The organism is Bacteroides sp. An51A (assembly GCF_002161565.1).
Classification (GTDB): domain Bacteria; phylum Bacteroidota; class Bacteroidia; order Bacteroidales; family Bacteroidaceae; genus Phocaeicola; species Phocaeicola intestinalis.
Window position 1 is genome coordinate 216,130 of sequence record NZ_NFIC01000004.1, and the last position, 14,524, is coordinate 230,653.

Here is a 14,524-nt window from a genome sequence, read left to right on the forward strand (position 1 = left end):
GCACCAAATCATTACCTATTTTTTAGGGATATTACTGTTACCTCGTTCTGAAAACGGCTTCCGGCTTGATGTGCGTAAGCCCATTTCAGAAACGGCACAAGCAAAGAAAAGCCCACGACGACCACAATGTCACAAGTGACACCGCCATCGTCGTGGGCACTTCTTTTATATGCTTGTGCAAAACGGACAAGTCCGTTTTATCCATTTTCTTTTTCTCGTCTTCTTTTGGCAGCCGAAATGCCACCGGATGCAGGGCACGGCAAGCGTGAATCTGCACCTGCGACTATTTCCGGCTGTCATGTCTTCCCTGTCCTCAAACCGTCTTGCCATGCTTTTGCCAAACCGGGCATGGCAGACAAGACCGTTTGAAGACATGTGCCGTCGGCAGAAAACTTGCAACCGCAAGCCATGCACGCATGACAATGACGGTTGCAGGACTTCTGTCACGGCGGCAGGAAAGCGGGGCTTTCCCCTTGTCCGTTGCGCCGCCCTTTGAACTTCCCCGTGGCGCATTGCGCCATCCTCTATGCTTCCCCTTTTCCTTCCCGCCTCTCCAGCAAGTATGCCGATATTCCCATGCCGCCATTCCAGACGGCATCAGTGGGTCATTTTCGTTGCAGGGGCAAAGGTAAAGACGGGATTAGGAACACAAATTTTTTAGCCACAATCTCCACACTTCGCAAGCTCAGGTAGTATTCTGTCGAAAAAATTTGCTGAACCTACTCCCTAACCTTTGCATGGCCCCCGAAACGAAAACGACCGATGCGCGGTCGGAAGACGTCACAAGGAAACATCGGACATACGGAGAGGCGAAAAGAAAAAGGACTCGACCCGACCTCCCCATCCGAGTAAGACAAATAAAAACAACTTAAAAATTGGAAGATATGAGAATGACATTGAACGACATCGGAAAGGCTTTGCGGAAAGTATTGTCCGCAGTAGCGAGAGCGGCATGGGGCATTACCCTTTGCGCAGGAGGTTTGGCGGTAGGCATCGCAGGGGAAATCCTATTGGGCGTGTTGAACTTCATGTTCGGCATCCTCACCGCACTACTTTCAATAGTGACAATTATTTGGACATTCATTTGGTTATTAACCCTTTAATTCATAAGGATATGGCAAAAAGAAACAGCAAGACGGCAGCGCAGCAATGCAGGTTTTACGAGGTGGACAACATCTTTGAGTATATGGTGGAAACGTACATCAACGGCAATTTCAGCACATTCCGAGAAATGTACAAGGAGTTGTGCAAGGATGCAAGAAAGGATTTCATAGACTTTCTTTTAAGCGAGGTAGAGCCAGTCTATTGGAGAGAGATTTTGAAAGAAACCATTTGACGACCTTTTAAGACAGAAGATTATGAGAACGGAAACAAGGACATACAATGTTTATAAGGTGGACGAGCTTTCATTCACGGCAAAGGAAAATGCTTACAACCGATGGTTGGCAGGGTATGAATATCCGTGGCAGAGCGAGAACATGGCAACGCTGAAAGCCTTTGAAGGCATATTCAACATACGTGTATATGATTGGAGATATGACGGCTGCACGTGTTACTACCGTTTCACCTCCAATTACAGCGAGGAAGAGGAAGAACTTTGCGGTGTGCGGTTATTGAAATTCATCGTGAACAACTATTGGCACAGCCTTTTCAAGCCCAAGACCTATTGGCACGGAAAGGACTTCAACAAACAACGCAGAAGCCGCATATCCGTAACCGAGGATTGCGTGCTGACAGGCTATTGTGCTGACATGGACATCCTGAAGCCCATATACGACTTTCTGAAAGCACCCGACAAGCATACGAACCTGCATGACCTTATGGACGAGTGCATCGGCAGTTTCTTCCGCTTTTGCAGCAGGGACGTTGAGGATTGCATCGATGAGGAAGCCTTCGAGCATGACTGCGAAGCCAACGGATATGAATTCTTATCAGACGGAACACTTTTCAACTGACAGCCTTATGAACAGGACAACGGAAAAGATACCCACATGGAGTTTGGGGTACATCATCAACGGTGACATGACGGGACTGACGGACGAGGAAATCCGCATGATTGACGAGTGGCAGAGCAAGTGGAACGTGCAGGTTGTCTCACCCCTTACGGACGAAGAAGGCAACACACAGCCCTATTTCTCACGTTATCCCCTTTTCGGACTTCCAGCCGAAGTGGAGGACTGCGACATACTTTACACGAATGACAACATCTAAAATCTGACGATATGAACAAGACAACAGACCATTTCAAGCGTACAATCCAAGCCTATTTGGAACAACGTGCAGCCGAGGACAAGCTGTTTGCAGCAAATTACAACAAGCCTAACAAGAACATAGAGGATTGCGTGACCTATATCCTCAATTGGGTACAGAAAAGCGGTTACAACGGCTTTACGGACGGTGAAATCTATTCCCAAGCCGTCCACTACTATGACGAGGACGACATTGAAGTGGGCAAGCCACTGCAATGCCAAGTAGTCGTGAACCATACGGTAGAACTGACTGACGAGGAAAAGGCGGAAGCACGGCAGCAAGCCATCCGCCAATACCAAGCCGAGGAACTGCGCAAGTTGCAGAACCGAGGCAAGGCTAAGGCGAGCCAAAAGACAAATGTACAACAAGTTGAACTCTCATTATTCTGAACCTATGAAACCGAGAAACAAATTCGAGAAAACGGTACTTGCACAGAGCAAGAAACTCCGCCCCATAACCAAAGCACAGATGAATTGGGCTTTCCGTGAGTGCATTGACCATTACGCCCACCGTTTGCCCAAAGGACGCACCACCTGCATGGACTGCGGTCATAGCTGGATTATGGACAAACAGACAAAATACTACACTTGCCCCGAATGTGGGGCAAGGCTGGAAGTGGTAACAAGTTATGTCCGCAAAGTGCAGCAGAAACAATACTTCACCGTTCTTACCACGTGTGGGGAATACCAAGTGCTGCGTATGTACCTCCTTTTCGTGGAGATGGAGAAAGGCTGCAAGGCTGACCCTTATGTACTTGAAATCGGTCAGTACTGGTGGAACAAGGAAGGACGCATGGCGGTTGTCGGCAAACAGCGGATTTGGGGCAGGTATCTTGACCTTTTCTCTTTTGCCTCTCCTATGGCTATCCGGCAGGACAACATCGCATACGACCACATCGCCCATTCTCCGATATACCCTAAATTCAAGGTGACGGACACGTTACGCAGAAACGGTTTTAAGGGTGACTTTTATGGCATTGTGCCGACCAAACTCATCCCTGCATTGCTTTCGGACAGCCGTGCGGAAACCCTGATGAAGTCGGGCAACATCGAGCATTTGCGCTATTTCCTCTCCAAGCCGCAAGCACTTGACAGATGTTGGCACTCGTACAAGATAGCTATGCGGAACAAATATGCCATAACCGACATTTCATTATGGTGCGACCTTCTATATCTGTTGGAGAAATTGGGAAAAGACTTGCGCAACCCTCATTTCATTTGCCCGACCGACCTCAAGGCGGCTCACGACAGATATATGGAGAAACGGCAAGCCCAATTGGAGCGTGAACGGGAACGGCGGCGCATGATATGGGAAGCCGAGCGGTTGGAGCGTGAGCGGAAGCGTTTGGAGGATATGACGAAAGAGAAAGACGAGTATATCCGAAAGAAAGCCGCTTTCCTCAACCTTATACTGACGGACGGACTTATCATTGTAAAGGTATTGCAAAGCGTGGACGAGTTTTACGAGGAAGGGAAAGCCATGCACCATTGCGTCTATACCAATGCTTATTACAATGATGAAAACTCTCTGATACTGTCCGCACGGATTGACGGAGAGCGCATCGAAACGGTGGAGGTGGACTTACAGACGTTGAAAGTGGTGCAGAGCCGTGGCGTATGCAACTCCAACACCGAATACCACGACCGCATCATCAAGTTGGTGGAGGACAATGCCGAGCAGATACGGCAGCGGATGAAGCAGGTGGCATAATCGTATAACAAACTAATAGTTAATGATATGGAAGTGAAAATAGAAAATATGGTTTTCGGATGGCACGAGGAACTGCCCAAAATGTTCCTTGAACTGTTGAACACGCTTGTGCTGACAAAGAACGAGCAGGATGTAAGGGGTGTAATGGAGGTGTTCGCCCGAAAGGAACTTTTCAATGTCCTTTTCGCCTTTGGGTATGGCGCACACCATTTATGGGTTTATCACAAGAAAAATAAAATCAAAAGTAAGTAATACTATTTTTTATAAATACTTGTTTTTCAGTGATACTTATGATAATCTTTATAGATAATATCACTCAAAATTCTTATTATTGCATTGGGTTGGCAAAGTCGCCATCCATTAAATATTTAGGATTATGCAAATAAAATCAGTAGCCCGTAAAGATTTGATTCCTTTTGCGGAAAAGGTTTTTTGTATCTACAAATTATCGGCAGAGCAGATAAGATGCTGTCTCAAAGGCTGTGCCTTTCTTTGCAGATACATGGAGTCACATGATGTATGTGAATATGTTCCCCAAATAGGCGAACAATGTATCAACGATTTATACGAGCAAAGTGTAAACAAGTACAGATGCAGACAAGTAATACCTGCTATTCAGGCATTAAATGCTTATATTGAAGGACAAAAAACTTTTGTTATCCCACAACATCCTCGATACCAATACAAGGATTACCCATTTCCGGGAGAAATCGGTTTGGCTGCGTTAGAGTTTATAAAAATTTACAGCGAGGAGAACCGTGTCCGTAAAGAAACGATTCGACAATACAGGTTTCAGCTGAATAACTTTTCAGTATTGATGGAAATGCGTGGAGTCACACTTTCTACATTGTCAGATACGGATATTTATGCTTTTATCAGTTCCCGGCATAATATACAGTCTGACCGTTTTTCTTCTTTAAGACGCTTCCTATCCTATCTTTTCACGGCAGGCAAAACGAATAGAGACTTGTCAGAACTCTTGTTTGGTATGGTACGTCAAAAAGGAACAAAACTTCCTTCTTATTACGAGAAAGAAGAAGTGCTGGCTATTGAAAATGCGGTCTGCAGAAGTAGCTGTAAAGGGAAAAGAGATTATGCCATGATATTGCTCGCTTCCAGATTGGGGCTGAGAGGGTCTGACATTGTTAATCTCAATCTTGACAATTTAGACTGGGAGAATAATGTTATACGATTGACCCAACAAAAAACTGGACAGGAAGTTGTCCTTCCTCTATTGACCGAAGTTGGAAATGCTTTGGCTGAGTATCTCCGTTATGTGCGCCCTCAATCGAATATTAAAACTGTCTTTTTGTCTCTAAACCCTCCAATCAGACCACTATCAATAGGAACTTTCAGATGTATTTTAGTGGAATATTTTCGGGAATCAGGTGTCAAATTCCAAGAAAAACACCATGGACCTCATAGCTTAAGACATAGTTTAGCATCACGAATGTTAGAAAATGGAATCTCAATGCCAGTTATTTCAGAAGTGCTTGGGCACAGTACAACCGAAACTACGCTTTCATACTTAAAGATTGATATTAATGCCTTGTTGCGGTGCTCCCTTTCCGTGCCTTCGGTTAGTGATGACTTTTATAATCAGAAAGGAGGGGTTCTATATGGTTAATCAAATGAGATATAATAGTGTGCTTTCTCCATATATGTATGCGTATATAAAGGAGAAAGAGGCAATCGGACATACTGTAACCCAGACCAAATGGTTTTTCCATGAATTAGATATTTATTTTCAACAGAACAATCTGACTTCTACACAGATTACCAAAGAATTGTATGATGGCTGGTATGAGTGGGCATCTGTTAATCGAAAACGTACCACAATACACACCAAGGTACTGATGATGACAGCTTTTCTTAAATACATGTGTACGGTCGGAAATGATTGCTACATACCGTATCCACATAAGAATCCCTCGTCAGATTTTATTCCCTACATCTTTTCACATGAAGAAATGGAAAAGGTCTTCAAAGAGTGCGACAGGCTAAGAATTGCAAGTCAATACCATTCACATACAATATTAATGGTGTTACCTTCATTAATAAGATTACTTTATAGTACAGGCTTGAGAATAAACGAAGCATTGAACATTCGGAATCGGGATATAAATTTTGACAGACATTTTATTGTCGTGGATAGCCTCAAAAACCATATTCAGCGTTTGGTTCCAATAAACGATAGCCTTGAAATTGTGCTACGACAGTATATAAGTTACAGGGACAGGCTATCCGTTCCAAACATTACTGCTCCGAACGGCTATCTGTTCGTTTCCGGTACGGGAAAAAGAGTCGGTTCCAGTACGGTAAGCCGTTGGTTTCATAAGATAATAATCAATGCAGGAATACCTTATATCGGAAACCATGACGGACCAAGGGTACATGACCTCCGTCATACGGCATGTGTTCATACAATGGTTAATATGGTTCGCAACGGGATGGACATATACTGTACGCTTCCAATTCTTGCAACTTTCATGGGACATAAGAATCCCATAAATACAGAACATTACTTAAGACTTACCCAAAGTATGTATCCGGAATTAATAAGCGAATTTCCAAACGTTACATCCGGTATATATAAGGGGCATGTATCGTAAAAAACATTTAATATTACACAAGAATGAATGAATATGAAGATTTTGCAAGGTGTGTAGAAAAATTTTTCATGGAGTACCTTGTTAAGGAACGTGGAACAAGTCATCATACGATACGTTCATATCGTGACACGCTTGTCTTGTTTATTACTTACATGCAGGACAAGGAGCATGTGAAAGCGGAGAACCTTTCATTTTATCATGTTAATCGAAAAACGGTTATAGGTTTTCTTAATTGGCTTCAGGATGAACGCCGGAGTTCCGCAAGCACCCGAAATCAAAGATATGCGGCAATCCGTTCTTTTTTCAGGTTCATGATTTACGAAGACCCAAAGCATATGTCACAATGGAAAGACATCTGTACCATACGGCTAAAAAGGGCTTCTAAGAAAAGTATTTCCTATCTCACGATTGATGCTGTAAAATATTTATTGGAACAAATACCCAAAGACACAAAACACGGGCGAAGGGATATGACATTGTTGGCTTTAATGTATCATACAGGAGCACGGGTACAAGAAATCATTGATTTAACCCCTGAATCTGTCAGAACATCAAAACCATATACTGTCGAATTATTGGGCAAAGGAAAAAAAAGGAGAATTGTTCCGATAGAGGACGGAATTATGCAATTATTAATGGAATACATGGAGGAACAGAACCTTAATTCGTTTTCAACCCAAAGCCGCCCCCTTTTCAGCAATTGCTGGGGAGAAAAGCTCACCTCTACGGGTATGACATACATATTGCAAAAGTACGTTTCTATAGCCAAAATAAAAAATGCGGAATTGTTCCCCGGTGTTGTAAGTCCTCATGTGCTTCGGCATTCCAGAGCAATGCACTTGTTGCAGGCGGGAGTTAATCTTATATACATAAGAGATATACTCGGACATGTTTCAATACAGACTACTGAAATTTATGCAAGAGCGGATTCTAAGCTAAAAAGAGAAGCATTAGAAAAGGCGTATGAAAATATAGGAACCCCCACAATAGAGAAGTCTTGGGAAAAAGACCCTAAACTGAAGGCTTTCCTGAAAGGGCTTATTTAATACTAATAAAATCAAAAGTGGAAAATAAAAGAGTTTGTTTGTGAATCAGTCGTTTATGCAAACAAGTTCAATACCACTTTTGATTTTATTTTTCTTGTGATAAATCCAATTATCAAAAGGTTTTGATAATTGGGTGACGCAGAAGAAGGCATCCGACCCCGACCAATGTTTGGAGAACAGACTACTGATTGTTGAATTTTAATTGATAAGGCTATGACAACGAGAATGACCATTAACGGAGTAAGCACCTGCCAAGCGGCAGGAACGGAGAAATACGAGAGTTTCCAAATGAGTATCGGCAGGAAAAGGCGCACTTTCGTGCAATACGACTACCGCCATACGGACGGAGAGTTGTTCTCCTGCGTGAAGCCCACGCTGGACGAGTGCAGGCGGTTACGTGACGAATGGATTAAAACGAAGGAGGACAGGCTATGACAGCAGGCTATGACACGCTGATTGTGACATACAGCGACCCCATTTGTGTGTTGGACAGAATGTTTGCCGATGCGGACGCATGGGGAACTGACACCCTCAAAGGATGGGTGGAGGACTATGAAAGTACGAGGTTTACGCAAATAAACGAGCATACGGCAGTCATCACTTCCGAATACAACATGCCCTGCGTAAAGGAATGGCTCACACACTGTACGACTATCGCTGATATGAGAGAATTTTGAGTGCGTGGCGGTGGATACCACCGCCCACACTTCCAACACCATTAAAAGAGAAGGCATCATGAAATACTATTTTATACTGACAGACGGCAAGGACGCATGGATGCAGTTCGTTTACCTCCCTTCGGGAGACTATGTGTCCGGCTATATCCGTGACCTGCGGAGCGTGGGAATATCCGTGCATGACTATGACCTTTGGACAAAGGACACACGCCCCATTGCCGAGCGTACCCTTGAACGCATACAGAAGCGTATAATGGCAGGATGACCCTTTGGCGGGTGGCAGGAATTGCCGCCCGCTACTTTCTTTCATGAGCAGGACAGGCGGATAAGAAAGTAGCAAAGAAACCGTTACTTTCCATCTTCGATAATATGGAAAAATCCGATGAAGCCACAAAAGGCACCATCGGATTTTGTTTGTTGTACAGCCAACCATAGCCTCACGGCTCATACAGCAGCAGGAACTCCATTTTGCGCCGCCGCTCTATCGAGCGGACGGGCTTGCCCTTGTACCGGCAGTAGGCGACGTATTCACGATAAATGTCCCTGTTTCCGGCTTCCAGCTTGCGGATGAGTCTGCTTTTCGGGTACCTGCCATGACCGAGCAGTACCCCTTGACCGACATTGTAGCTTAGGACGGTCAGGAGCAAGGCGTCCTTCTTATAGTTGCGGAACAGCCTGTAACGCACCGCCAAGTCCTTGCGGAGCAGGGCTTCGGCTTCTTCCTCCGTCATGTCGTAGGACAGCTTTTCCTTTGGCAACCTTTTATGCCCGTAACCATAGTAAGGGAAATCCGAACGATCATGAAGCCCCTCGTATTTCTTTATCAGCTCGACGGCTATGTCCGCTTTCGGGTGGCTGTTGAACAGAGCCAGCAGCCGTGCTGTTTCCTCCATATTCTGTGCCGGCAGACTGCCACAGAGGGCAGCCGCCAGCAGCAGGAGCAACGCCATGCGCATCATCGGCTGACGTTCAAGGTGTCCGATACTGCCACGTCCTCATCCGTGTCGTTGTTGAACTCGACTTCCCACTCGAAGGCATTGCCGAAATTATCCTCCACCGTGATGGTCAGGCTCTGCGATTCGTCGCACTCCGAAGTGTAGTACAGGCGGAACTTTTCATTCTCCAACAGGTAGCGGTCGTTGGGTCGGAAAACCAGGCCGTTGTCCAGCTTCAACGTGCCTTCCCCGTCGTACTGGAAATAGCGGATGGTATAGACCGCCCCGTCAAACTCGCCCTCACGTACCAGCTCGCAGCGTATCTCCGCCGTCTCGCCCTGCGCCAGTTCCTTCGGCACGGGCATGGTCTCCACCGTAAACGGGTAGGCTTGCGTCACGTCCAATTTGTCGTCGCAGGCGGTGAAGCCAATGGAGAGCATACCCACACAGAGGGCAGCAAAGGTTCTCACTATGTTTCTTCTCACTTTTTGTCTGTTGTTCAATTTATTCATGTTCATAATCATTACATTTTAAGTCTGATGTTCCTGTTATTTTTCTCGTTTTGTTTCAGGCGGCTTTGCAGGTACTCGTTCAGGTCCTTGCATCCGTTGTATATGCCGGAGCAGTCCGACACCCTTTCGCCGTAGCGTGTGCGCAGGGTTTCCAATGTCCGCCACCCGGCTTCGTCGTTGTCAAGATAGCATTGCACCCTTCCGTAGCCGTCCAGATGCCTGTACGCCCTCGCCACATTGGACACCGAATTGAGCACGAGGTGGTCCTCCCTGCCGCCGATGCCCAGCGCACGGGCGGAAAGGTAGTCCATAAAACCCTCATACACGTTGCAGGCATCCGAGCCGACCGACAGCAGGGTCACGTCCTTCGGCGGCACGCAGCCCTTGAAGAACGGGTTGCGTATCTCGTAGCCGCCGCCTTCGTTACCGAAAGCCACGGCGAAATACCGCTTGCCGTGCGTGGTGTAGCGCATCTCCTTGCAGTTCGCAATGGCGACGGCGGACGGTATGCCCCTCTCTTGCAGGTAATGGAGCAGCGCCCAGTTCTGTAAAGGCAGCACCTCTACATCCTCGAAGCTGTGCCCGTTGGAACGGTGCGTATCAACGGCTTTTTGCGGTCCATAGTCCTGTGCCGGCATACCCGCCACTTCCGCCACATACCTCGCTTGCGTGAGGAAGTCGCCCGTCTTGATGAACTCCCCGGCAAGGGCGAAGATGTTGCCGCCCTTGCCTTCGCCGAAGTCAAACCAGAGGTTTTTCTCCGGGTTCACCTTGAAAGAAGGCGTCTTCTCCTCCCGGTAAGGCGACCTGTACCAAATTGCATTGGCACGCCTTTGCACCGGGTGATGCCCCAGCCGTGCAAGGAAGTCCTCTATGGGAAACCGTTTCATCGCTTCTATGTCCATAGGCATCCGTCAGTTAATGATGAATTTCACGCCTATCCCGTACTCCGTATGGCACACGCCCATGCTGCCGCCCCAAAGGAAACGCTCCCTGAGCGAAGCCGTCAGCGCGATGAAGTCCGCGAGGTACACCTCCATGTCCAGCGTGGCGGCGCAGCCATAGACAAAGGCATCCCCGTTGTTCAGCCTTGCCCCGTCGTACAGCGTCTTTTCGCCCCAGTTCACCGTTTCGTACCCGGCAAGGGCTGACGCGCCCGCATAGAGGAACACCACCTTTTTCGCGTCCGACAGGAAGTTGTAGTAGAAACCGCCCTCCGCCGTGAACTGCGCCGCAGGGATGGTCGTACTCCTATAATCATGGTTGGTTTGCAGATATTCCACCCCGTACACCCACTTGTTCCCGCCTTTCGCGTAGCTTGACAGCGTGGCTCCCAGCACATAGCCGTCCGCCCCGTTCAGCCCGGCTTTCAGTTCGATGCCCCGCATCTTCGGCAGGCACCGCTGGGCTTCCGCCCGTCCCATGAAAAGGACGGACAGAAGCGTTACAAGGAAAAGGACTCTCGCTTTCATCGCACACGCAGCTCGTTGATGGTTTCAGCCTGTACCAAGTCCTCGTTCTCCACGGTAAACGTCTGGTGGCGTCCGCCGTCCTTCTCGTTCATCTCCACCACGAGCTGTTTGCCGTCGGGGATGGTGAACTTCGGAAGGCAGAACACCGTGCGTTCGGACTGTTTCCCGGCTACACGGACGGCGTAGTTGTAGGCGCGGAGCGGGAACAGCACCTGTTCCTGCATGGCGGTACGCTTCGCCACCTTCTTGTCCACAATCTTGAACGTGATGTAGTCCACGTCAAACGGCACATTGCTTTGGTTCTTTATCTCCGTGTAGAAATACAGCAGGTCATTGTGGACATAAATCCCTTTCAGCAGGTACTGGATGCCGAAACGCTTGCAGCCGATGTGCTTCACCTTGCGCTTGTCCTCCTTGTGCAGCGACTTCATGATGAGGTGTACCAGCATCGGGCTTTCGCTGCCCAGTTCCTTCAGGTAGATTTCCTGCGCGTTGTTCGGTCGGTTCACCGTGCTGCCGTCGTGGATAAAGTCCTTCATTTCCACGTTCAGGATAAGCGGCTCATCGGCGTATTTCACATTAAATGTGTAAAATGACCCGTCCTCCGTGATGACGCTCATGTTCGTCTCGTTGCGGAAATTCTTGACCGTCGCCTTCACACGGATGACGTTCTCCGCACCGTCCGCCTTGCCCGCTATCAGGTTGGGCGAACCCAAGTCCACGTAGCGCACCGCCGCCGGAAACAGGATGTGGACGGTCTTGTCATACGTGACTTCCAGACCGTGCGGCGGTATCATGCGGTCGAACATCAGCTTCTTCGTCAGACCGTGGTACAGGTCGCCGTCCTCTTCCGTCTGCGGATAGACGTCCTTCACCAGTTCCAGACCGTCCTCCTTGGCGGTGCTGTCGTTCGTCACTCCCTGCGCGTAGCTCGCACAGGCGATGCCCATCAGCAGGGCAAACATTGTCATTACTTTCTTGATACTCATTTTACGTTGGATTTAGTGGTAAATAAAAATTAGTTTGTTGATTATTTTTCTTTTTTCGCCTTTATGTTTTTGGACTGTTCATTCCTTTTTTTGGTAGAGCAATACCCTGTACCCTGACTTCAGATGTACCTTGACCGTGCGCATCCTTTTCGAGATGTACTGCGAGATGCCCTGTATCGCCCCTCGCCCCAAGTCGGAGGCGAGCTGCGCCCCCGCGTCGGTCGATATGTTGATGCTGCTGCCGAGCGAGCTGCCCATGTTCGCCCCGATTTCCTTTGCCGCGTCTATCTCCATCGAGCCGGGGATGAAGATGCCCGCCTGTCCGTCGCTGTCGTACACCTCCAATTCCACCGGGATGATGTTTCCCCCGTGTTCCAGCGAGATGATGCCGATGCCGAGCCTTTCGCCCTGCAACCGTGCCGCGCCCACAAGGAGCGTGTTCCGGGGGATGACGCGCCCCGACACGCGCATCGGCTCCAGCAGCCGGAGCTTCACCGTCTGCCCGTCCGTGAGGGTCTGGTCGCCCTGCACGCAGGCGGCGATGGTGTTCTTTTCCGGCGCTTCCGCCGTGCCGATGGCGGTGTGGAAGCCGTAGTTCCGTTCACCCGCGTAGTCCGCGATGAAAGCCGAGTCCGTCATGGGCTGCGGCAAGGCGGATACCACTGCCGGACGCACCCCGCTTACCGGTTCAGCCTTCATGCTCCTTTCGTCAGACTTGGCGGATGTTTCCGTCCCTTCGGGCTGTGCGGTCTGCCCGGCATTGCCCTTCCCGTTCTGGTATCTTGCCGCCAGTTCGTAGGACTTTTCCAAGAGCGCGACCTGTTCCTCCATTGAGGACGGCTTGCCCTCCTGCGCCATCAGCATGGCTTCCAGTTCGTCGATGCGTTCCCGAAGCTCCTCCTTTTCCCGGTCCTCCTTCGGCGGCTCGTAGAACGTGCCCAGCGAAGTGTTTAGCCGCTCGTAGGCGGCAGCGGAGGTGCGTATGCCCGCCTGTTGCTTATCGGCACGCTCATTTTCGGACGGTTCCGTCTGTGTCAGGCGGTAGTCGTCCGATGCAGCCGCCGTGTCCGGCTTTTCCGCGCCGTCGTGCCAGAACGAGGACAGGTCGCCCACCATGCCCCGGCGTTCTTTCTGCCGGTTCTCCAACTGCAACTGCTCGTAGGCTTTCGCCTTGTCACCGATGATTTTCGAATCTTCGGGCAGGGGCATGTCCGTGTTGAATCCCTGACCCTGCTTTGCCTTCTCCTTGTCCTCGGAGGACGGTGCGAAGATGAGCCACATGCAGCCCAGGAACAGCAGTCCCATCAGCGGATAGACCAGCATCTTCTTGCGTTGCTGCCGCTGCTGTTCGGTCAGCGGCTTCTTCTCTTTCTGTTCATTCTTCTTCTGTTCCTTTTCCATATACATTATTATATAGGTTCATATTCTCCTGCACAGGCAGGTCCAATTTCTCGATGTGCCGTATCTCCATTGCCCCGTTCCCCTTGCCGAAACCGGCGATGGCGGTGACGGTCATGTACAGGCAAAGGACGGCGAAGAGGGCAAATGCCGTGAGGACTATCCCCAGACGCGCCTTCGGCGGCAGGGCTTCCAGTTTCCTGCGTACCCCGCCTTTCAAGCCTTCAATCAGAGTTTTCATCTTTCCCATACGCGCATCATCTTTCTATGGTCCGGATGTCCTTGTTCTCCAGCACCGTGAAGCCCTCGATGGTAAATCCGTTCGGATTATCGTCCGAGCGGCTCGCGTTGAGCAGGCGGCAGGCGGTCACAAGCGTGCGTTCCGTCACGTTGCTCTCGCGGATAATCATCTGCCTTGCGTATGTCCTCGCCTCGTAGGGGTAGCGGTCAAAGTTGCACACCACGCTGTCCACTTGAAGCACTTGGTTGATGTTGCCAGCGATGATGCGGTTGTAGAAGCCTTTTTCGGCGAAGTCGGCGTAGTAGTTATACGCGCTCTTGTCCGCCAGGAGCAGGGCACGCTTCACGTTGTGCTCTATCGCGCTTTTCTCCGGCGAGAGCGTGAAAAACAGCTCATGGAAACGGCGCACGTGTTCCCTCGCTTCCGCCGGACGGTTCTGCGACAGGTCCTGCGAGAGCGCGAGCATCAGGCTCTTGCCCCCGTCGAGGACGTATATCTTCTGCCGCTGTGCCTCGGCGAAGCGGAAGGCGCACACAACCGAGCAGACCACCACGAGGGCGCAGGCTGCCGTATAGACGATGCCGAACAGACGTATCTGCCGGAAACTCGTCTCGATGTTCTTTAGTGATTTGAATTCCATTTTTCTTTTCGTCTTTCTTTTTCTGTTTGTAAAATCATGTTT

General features: G+C 49.2%; 22 protein-coding genes. 14 read left to right on the forward strand and 8 right to left on the reverse strand.

The features are described 5' to 3' along the window. Nucleotides 1-416: 416 nt before the first annotated feature. The 14 genes from B5G04_RS20480 (at nucleotide 417) to B5G04_RS09280 (ending at nucleotide 8,560) form a co-directional block, all read left to right on the forward strand. Nucleotides 417-632 (forward strand): hypothetical protein, encoded by a 216-nt coding sequence (locus B5G04_RS20480; RefSeq protein WP_239414067.1) that lies wholly within the window; start codon nucleotides 417-419, stop codon nucleotides 630-632. A 252-nt stretch (nucleotides 633-884) separates the two neighbouring features. After that, entirely contained in the window at nucleotides 885-1,103 is a 219-nt protein-coding gene (locus B5G04_RS09220) for a hypothetical protein (protein WP_021963139.1), read from the forward strand. Between the two features lie 11 nt (nucleotides 1,104-1,114). Further along, nucleotides 1,115-1,336, forward strand: coding sequence for a hypothetical protein (locus B5G04_RS09225; RefSeq protein ID WP_087247996.1), 222 nt, complete (start codon nucleotides 1,115-1,117; stop codon nucleotides 1,334-1,336). A gap of 22 nt (nucleotides 1,337-1,358) precedes the next feature. After that, the gene (locus B5G04_RS09230) at nucleotides 1,359-1,955 is read left to right on the forward strand and encodes a hypothetical protein (protein ID WP_087247994.1); all 597 of its coding nucleotides are present in this window, start codon (nucleotides 1,359-1,361) and stop codon (nucleotides 1,953-1,955) included. A gap of 7 nt (nucleotides 1,956-1,962) precedes the next feature. Continuing rightward, complete coding sequence (locus tag B5G04_RS09235; protein ID WP_087247992.1) at nucleotides 1,963-2,211, forward strand: hypothetical protein; 249 nt, start codon at nucleotides 1,963-1,965, stop codon at nucleotides 2,209-2,211. An 11-nt stretch (nucleotides 2,212-2,222) separates the two neighbouring features. After that, entirely contained in the window at nucleotides 2,223-2,639 is a 417-nt protein-coding gene (locus tag B5G04_RS09240) for a PcfK-like family protein (RefSeq protein WP_087247990.1), read from the forward strand. 4 nt (nucleotides 2,640-2,643) lie between these two features. Next, nucleotides 2,644-3,960, forward strand: a complete 1,317-nt coding sequence (locus tag B5G04_RS09245; protein ID WP_087248070.1) for a PcfJ domain-containing protein — start codon at nucleotides 2,644-2,646, stop codon at nucleotides 3,958-3,960. 27 nt (nucleotides 3,961-3,987) lie between these two features. Next, nucleotides 3,988-4,212, forward strand: a complete 225-nt coding sequence (locus B5G04_RS09250; RefSeq protein WP_087396921.1) for a hypothetical protein — start codon at nucleotides 3,988-3,990, stop codon at nucleotides 4,210-4,212. A 124-nt stretch (nucleotides 4,213-4,336) separates the two neighbouring features. After that, nucleotides 4,337-5,587: a tyrosine-type recombinase/integrase gene (locus tag B5G04_RS09255; protein ID WP_087396923.1), complete on the forward strand. Its 1,251-nt coding sequence runs from the start codon at nucleotides 4,337-4,339 to the stop codon at nucleotides 5,585-5,587. A gap of 4 nt (nucleotides 5,588-5,591) precedes the next feature. Continuing rightward, entirely contained in the window at nucleotides 5,592-6,572 is a 981-nt protein-coding gene (locus B5G04_RS09260; RefSeq protein WP_087397096.1) for a tyrosine-type recombinase/integrase, read from the forward strand. A gap of 23 nt (nucleotides 6,573-6,595) precedes the next feature. After that, nucleotides 6,596-7,618 (forward strand): site-specific integrase, encoded by a 1,023-nt coding sequence (locus B5G04_RS09265; protein ID WP_087396925.1) that lies wholly within the window; start codon nucleotides 6,596-6,598, stop codon nucleotides 7,616-7,618. 213 nt (nucleotides 7,619-7,831) lie between these two features. Beyond that, nucleotides 7,832-8,053, forward strand: coding sequence for a DUF3873 domain-containing protein (locus tag B5G04_RS09270; RefSeq protein WP_087247986.1), 222 nt, complete (start codon nucleotides 7,832-7,834; stop codon nucleotides 8,051-8,053). Continuing rightward, entirely contained in the window at nucleotides 8,050-8,295 is a 246-nt protein-coding gene (locus B5G04_RS09275; protein ID WP_087247984.1) for a hypothetical protein, read from the forward strand. Before B5G04_RS09270 ends, B5G04_RS09275 begins: the two co-directional genes overlap by 4 nt. 58 nt (nucleotides 8,296-8,353) lie before the next feature. Further along, a complete protein-coding gene (locus tag B5G04_RS09280) occupies nucleotides 8,354-8,560 on the forward strand; it encodes a hypothetical protein (RefSeq protein ID WP_072543936.1) in 207 nt (68 codons plus the stop codon). A gap of 172 nt (nucleotides 8,561-8,732) precedes the next feature. On the opposite strand, the gene B5G04_RS09285 is transcribed toward B5G04_RS09280, so the two are convergent. From B5G04_RS09285 to traK, 8 genes are all read right to left on the reverse strand, one after another. Then, nucleotides 8,733-9,254 (reverse strand): lysozyme, encoded by a 522-nt coding sequence (locus tag B5G04_RS09285; protein WP_087247982.1) that lies wholly within the window; start codon nucleotides 9,252-9,254, stop codon nucleotides 8,733-8,735. Beyond that, nucleotides 9,251-9,748 carry a DUF3872 domain-containing protein gene (locus tag B5G04_RS09290; protein WP_087248068.1) on the reverse strand — a complete coding sequence of 166 codons (498 nt, stop codon included), beginning with the start codon at nucleotides 9,746-9,748 and terminating at the stop codon, nucleotides 9,251-9,253. Before B5G04_RS09290 ends, B5G04_RS09285 begins: the two co-directional genes overlap by 4 nt. 5 nt (nucleotides 9,749-9,753) lie before the next feature. Beyond that, nucleotides 9,754-10,653 carry a toprim domain-containing protein gene (locus tag B5G04_RS09295; protein WP_087340897.1) on the reverse strand — a complete coding sequence of 300 codons (900 nt, stop codon included), beginning with the start codon at nucleotides 10,651-10,653 and terminating at the stop codon, nucleotides 9,754-9,756. Between the two features lie 3 nt (nucleotides 10,654-10,656). After that, nucleotides 10,657-11,214: a conjugal transfer protein TraO gene (locus B5G04_RS09300; RefSeq protein WP_087247980.1), complete on the reverse strand. Its 558-nt coding sequence runs from the start codon at nucleotides 11,212-11,214 to the stop codon at nucleotides 10,657-10,659. After that, nucleotides 11,211-12,197: a conjugative transposon protein TraN gene (gene traN, locus B5G04_RS09305; RefSeq protein ID WP_087248064.1), complete on the reverse strand. Its 987-nt coding sequence runs from the start codon at nucleotides 12,195-12,197 to the stop codon at nucleotides 11,211-11,213. Before traN ends, B5G04_RS09300 begins: the two co-directional genes overlap by 4 nt. An 84-nt stretch (nucleotides 12,198-12,281) precedes the next feature. Next, nucleotides 12,282-13,610, reverse strand: coding sequence for a conjugative transposon protein TraM (gene traM, locus B5G04_RS09310; protein ID WP_204245634.1), 1,329 nt, complete (start codon nucleotides 13,608-13,610; stop codon nucleotides 12,282-12,284). Further along, nucleotides 13,579-13,842: a TraL conjugative transposon family protein gene (locus B5G04_RS09315; protein ID WP_087248062.1), complete on the reverse strand. Its 264-nt coding sequence runs from the start codon at nucleotides 13,840-13,842 to the stop codon at nucleotides 13,579-13,581. The genes traM and B5G04_RS09315 overlap by 32 nt, the downstream gene beginning before the upstream one ends. A gap of 16 nt (nucleotides 13,843-13,858) precedes the next feature. Continuing rightward, a complete protein-coding gene (traK, locus tag B5G04_RS09320) occupies nucleotides 13,859-14,482 on the reverse strand; it encodes a conjugative transposon protein TraK (protein ID WP_004322024.1) in 624 nt (207 codons plus the stop codon). Nucleotides 14,483-14,524: the final 42 nt, after the last annotated feature.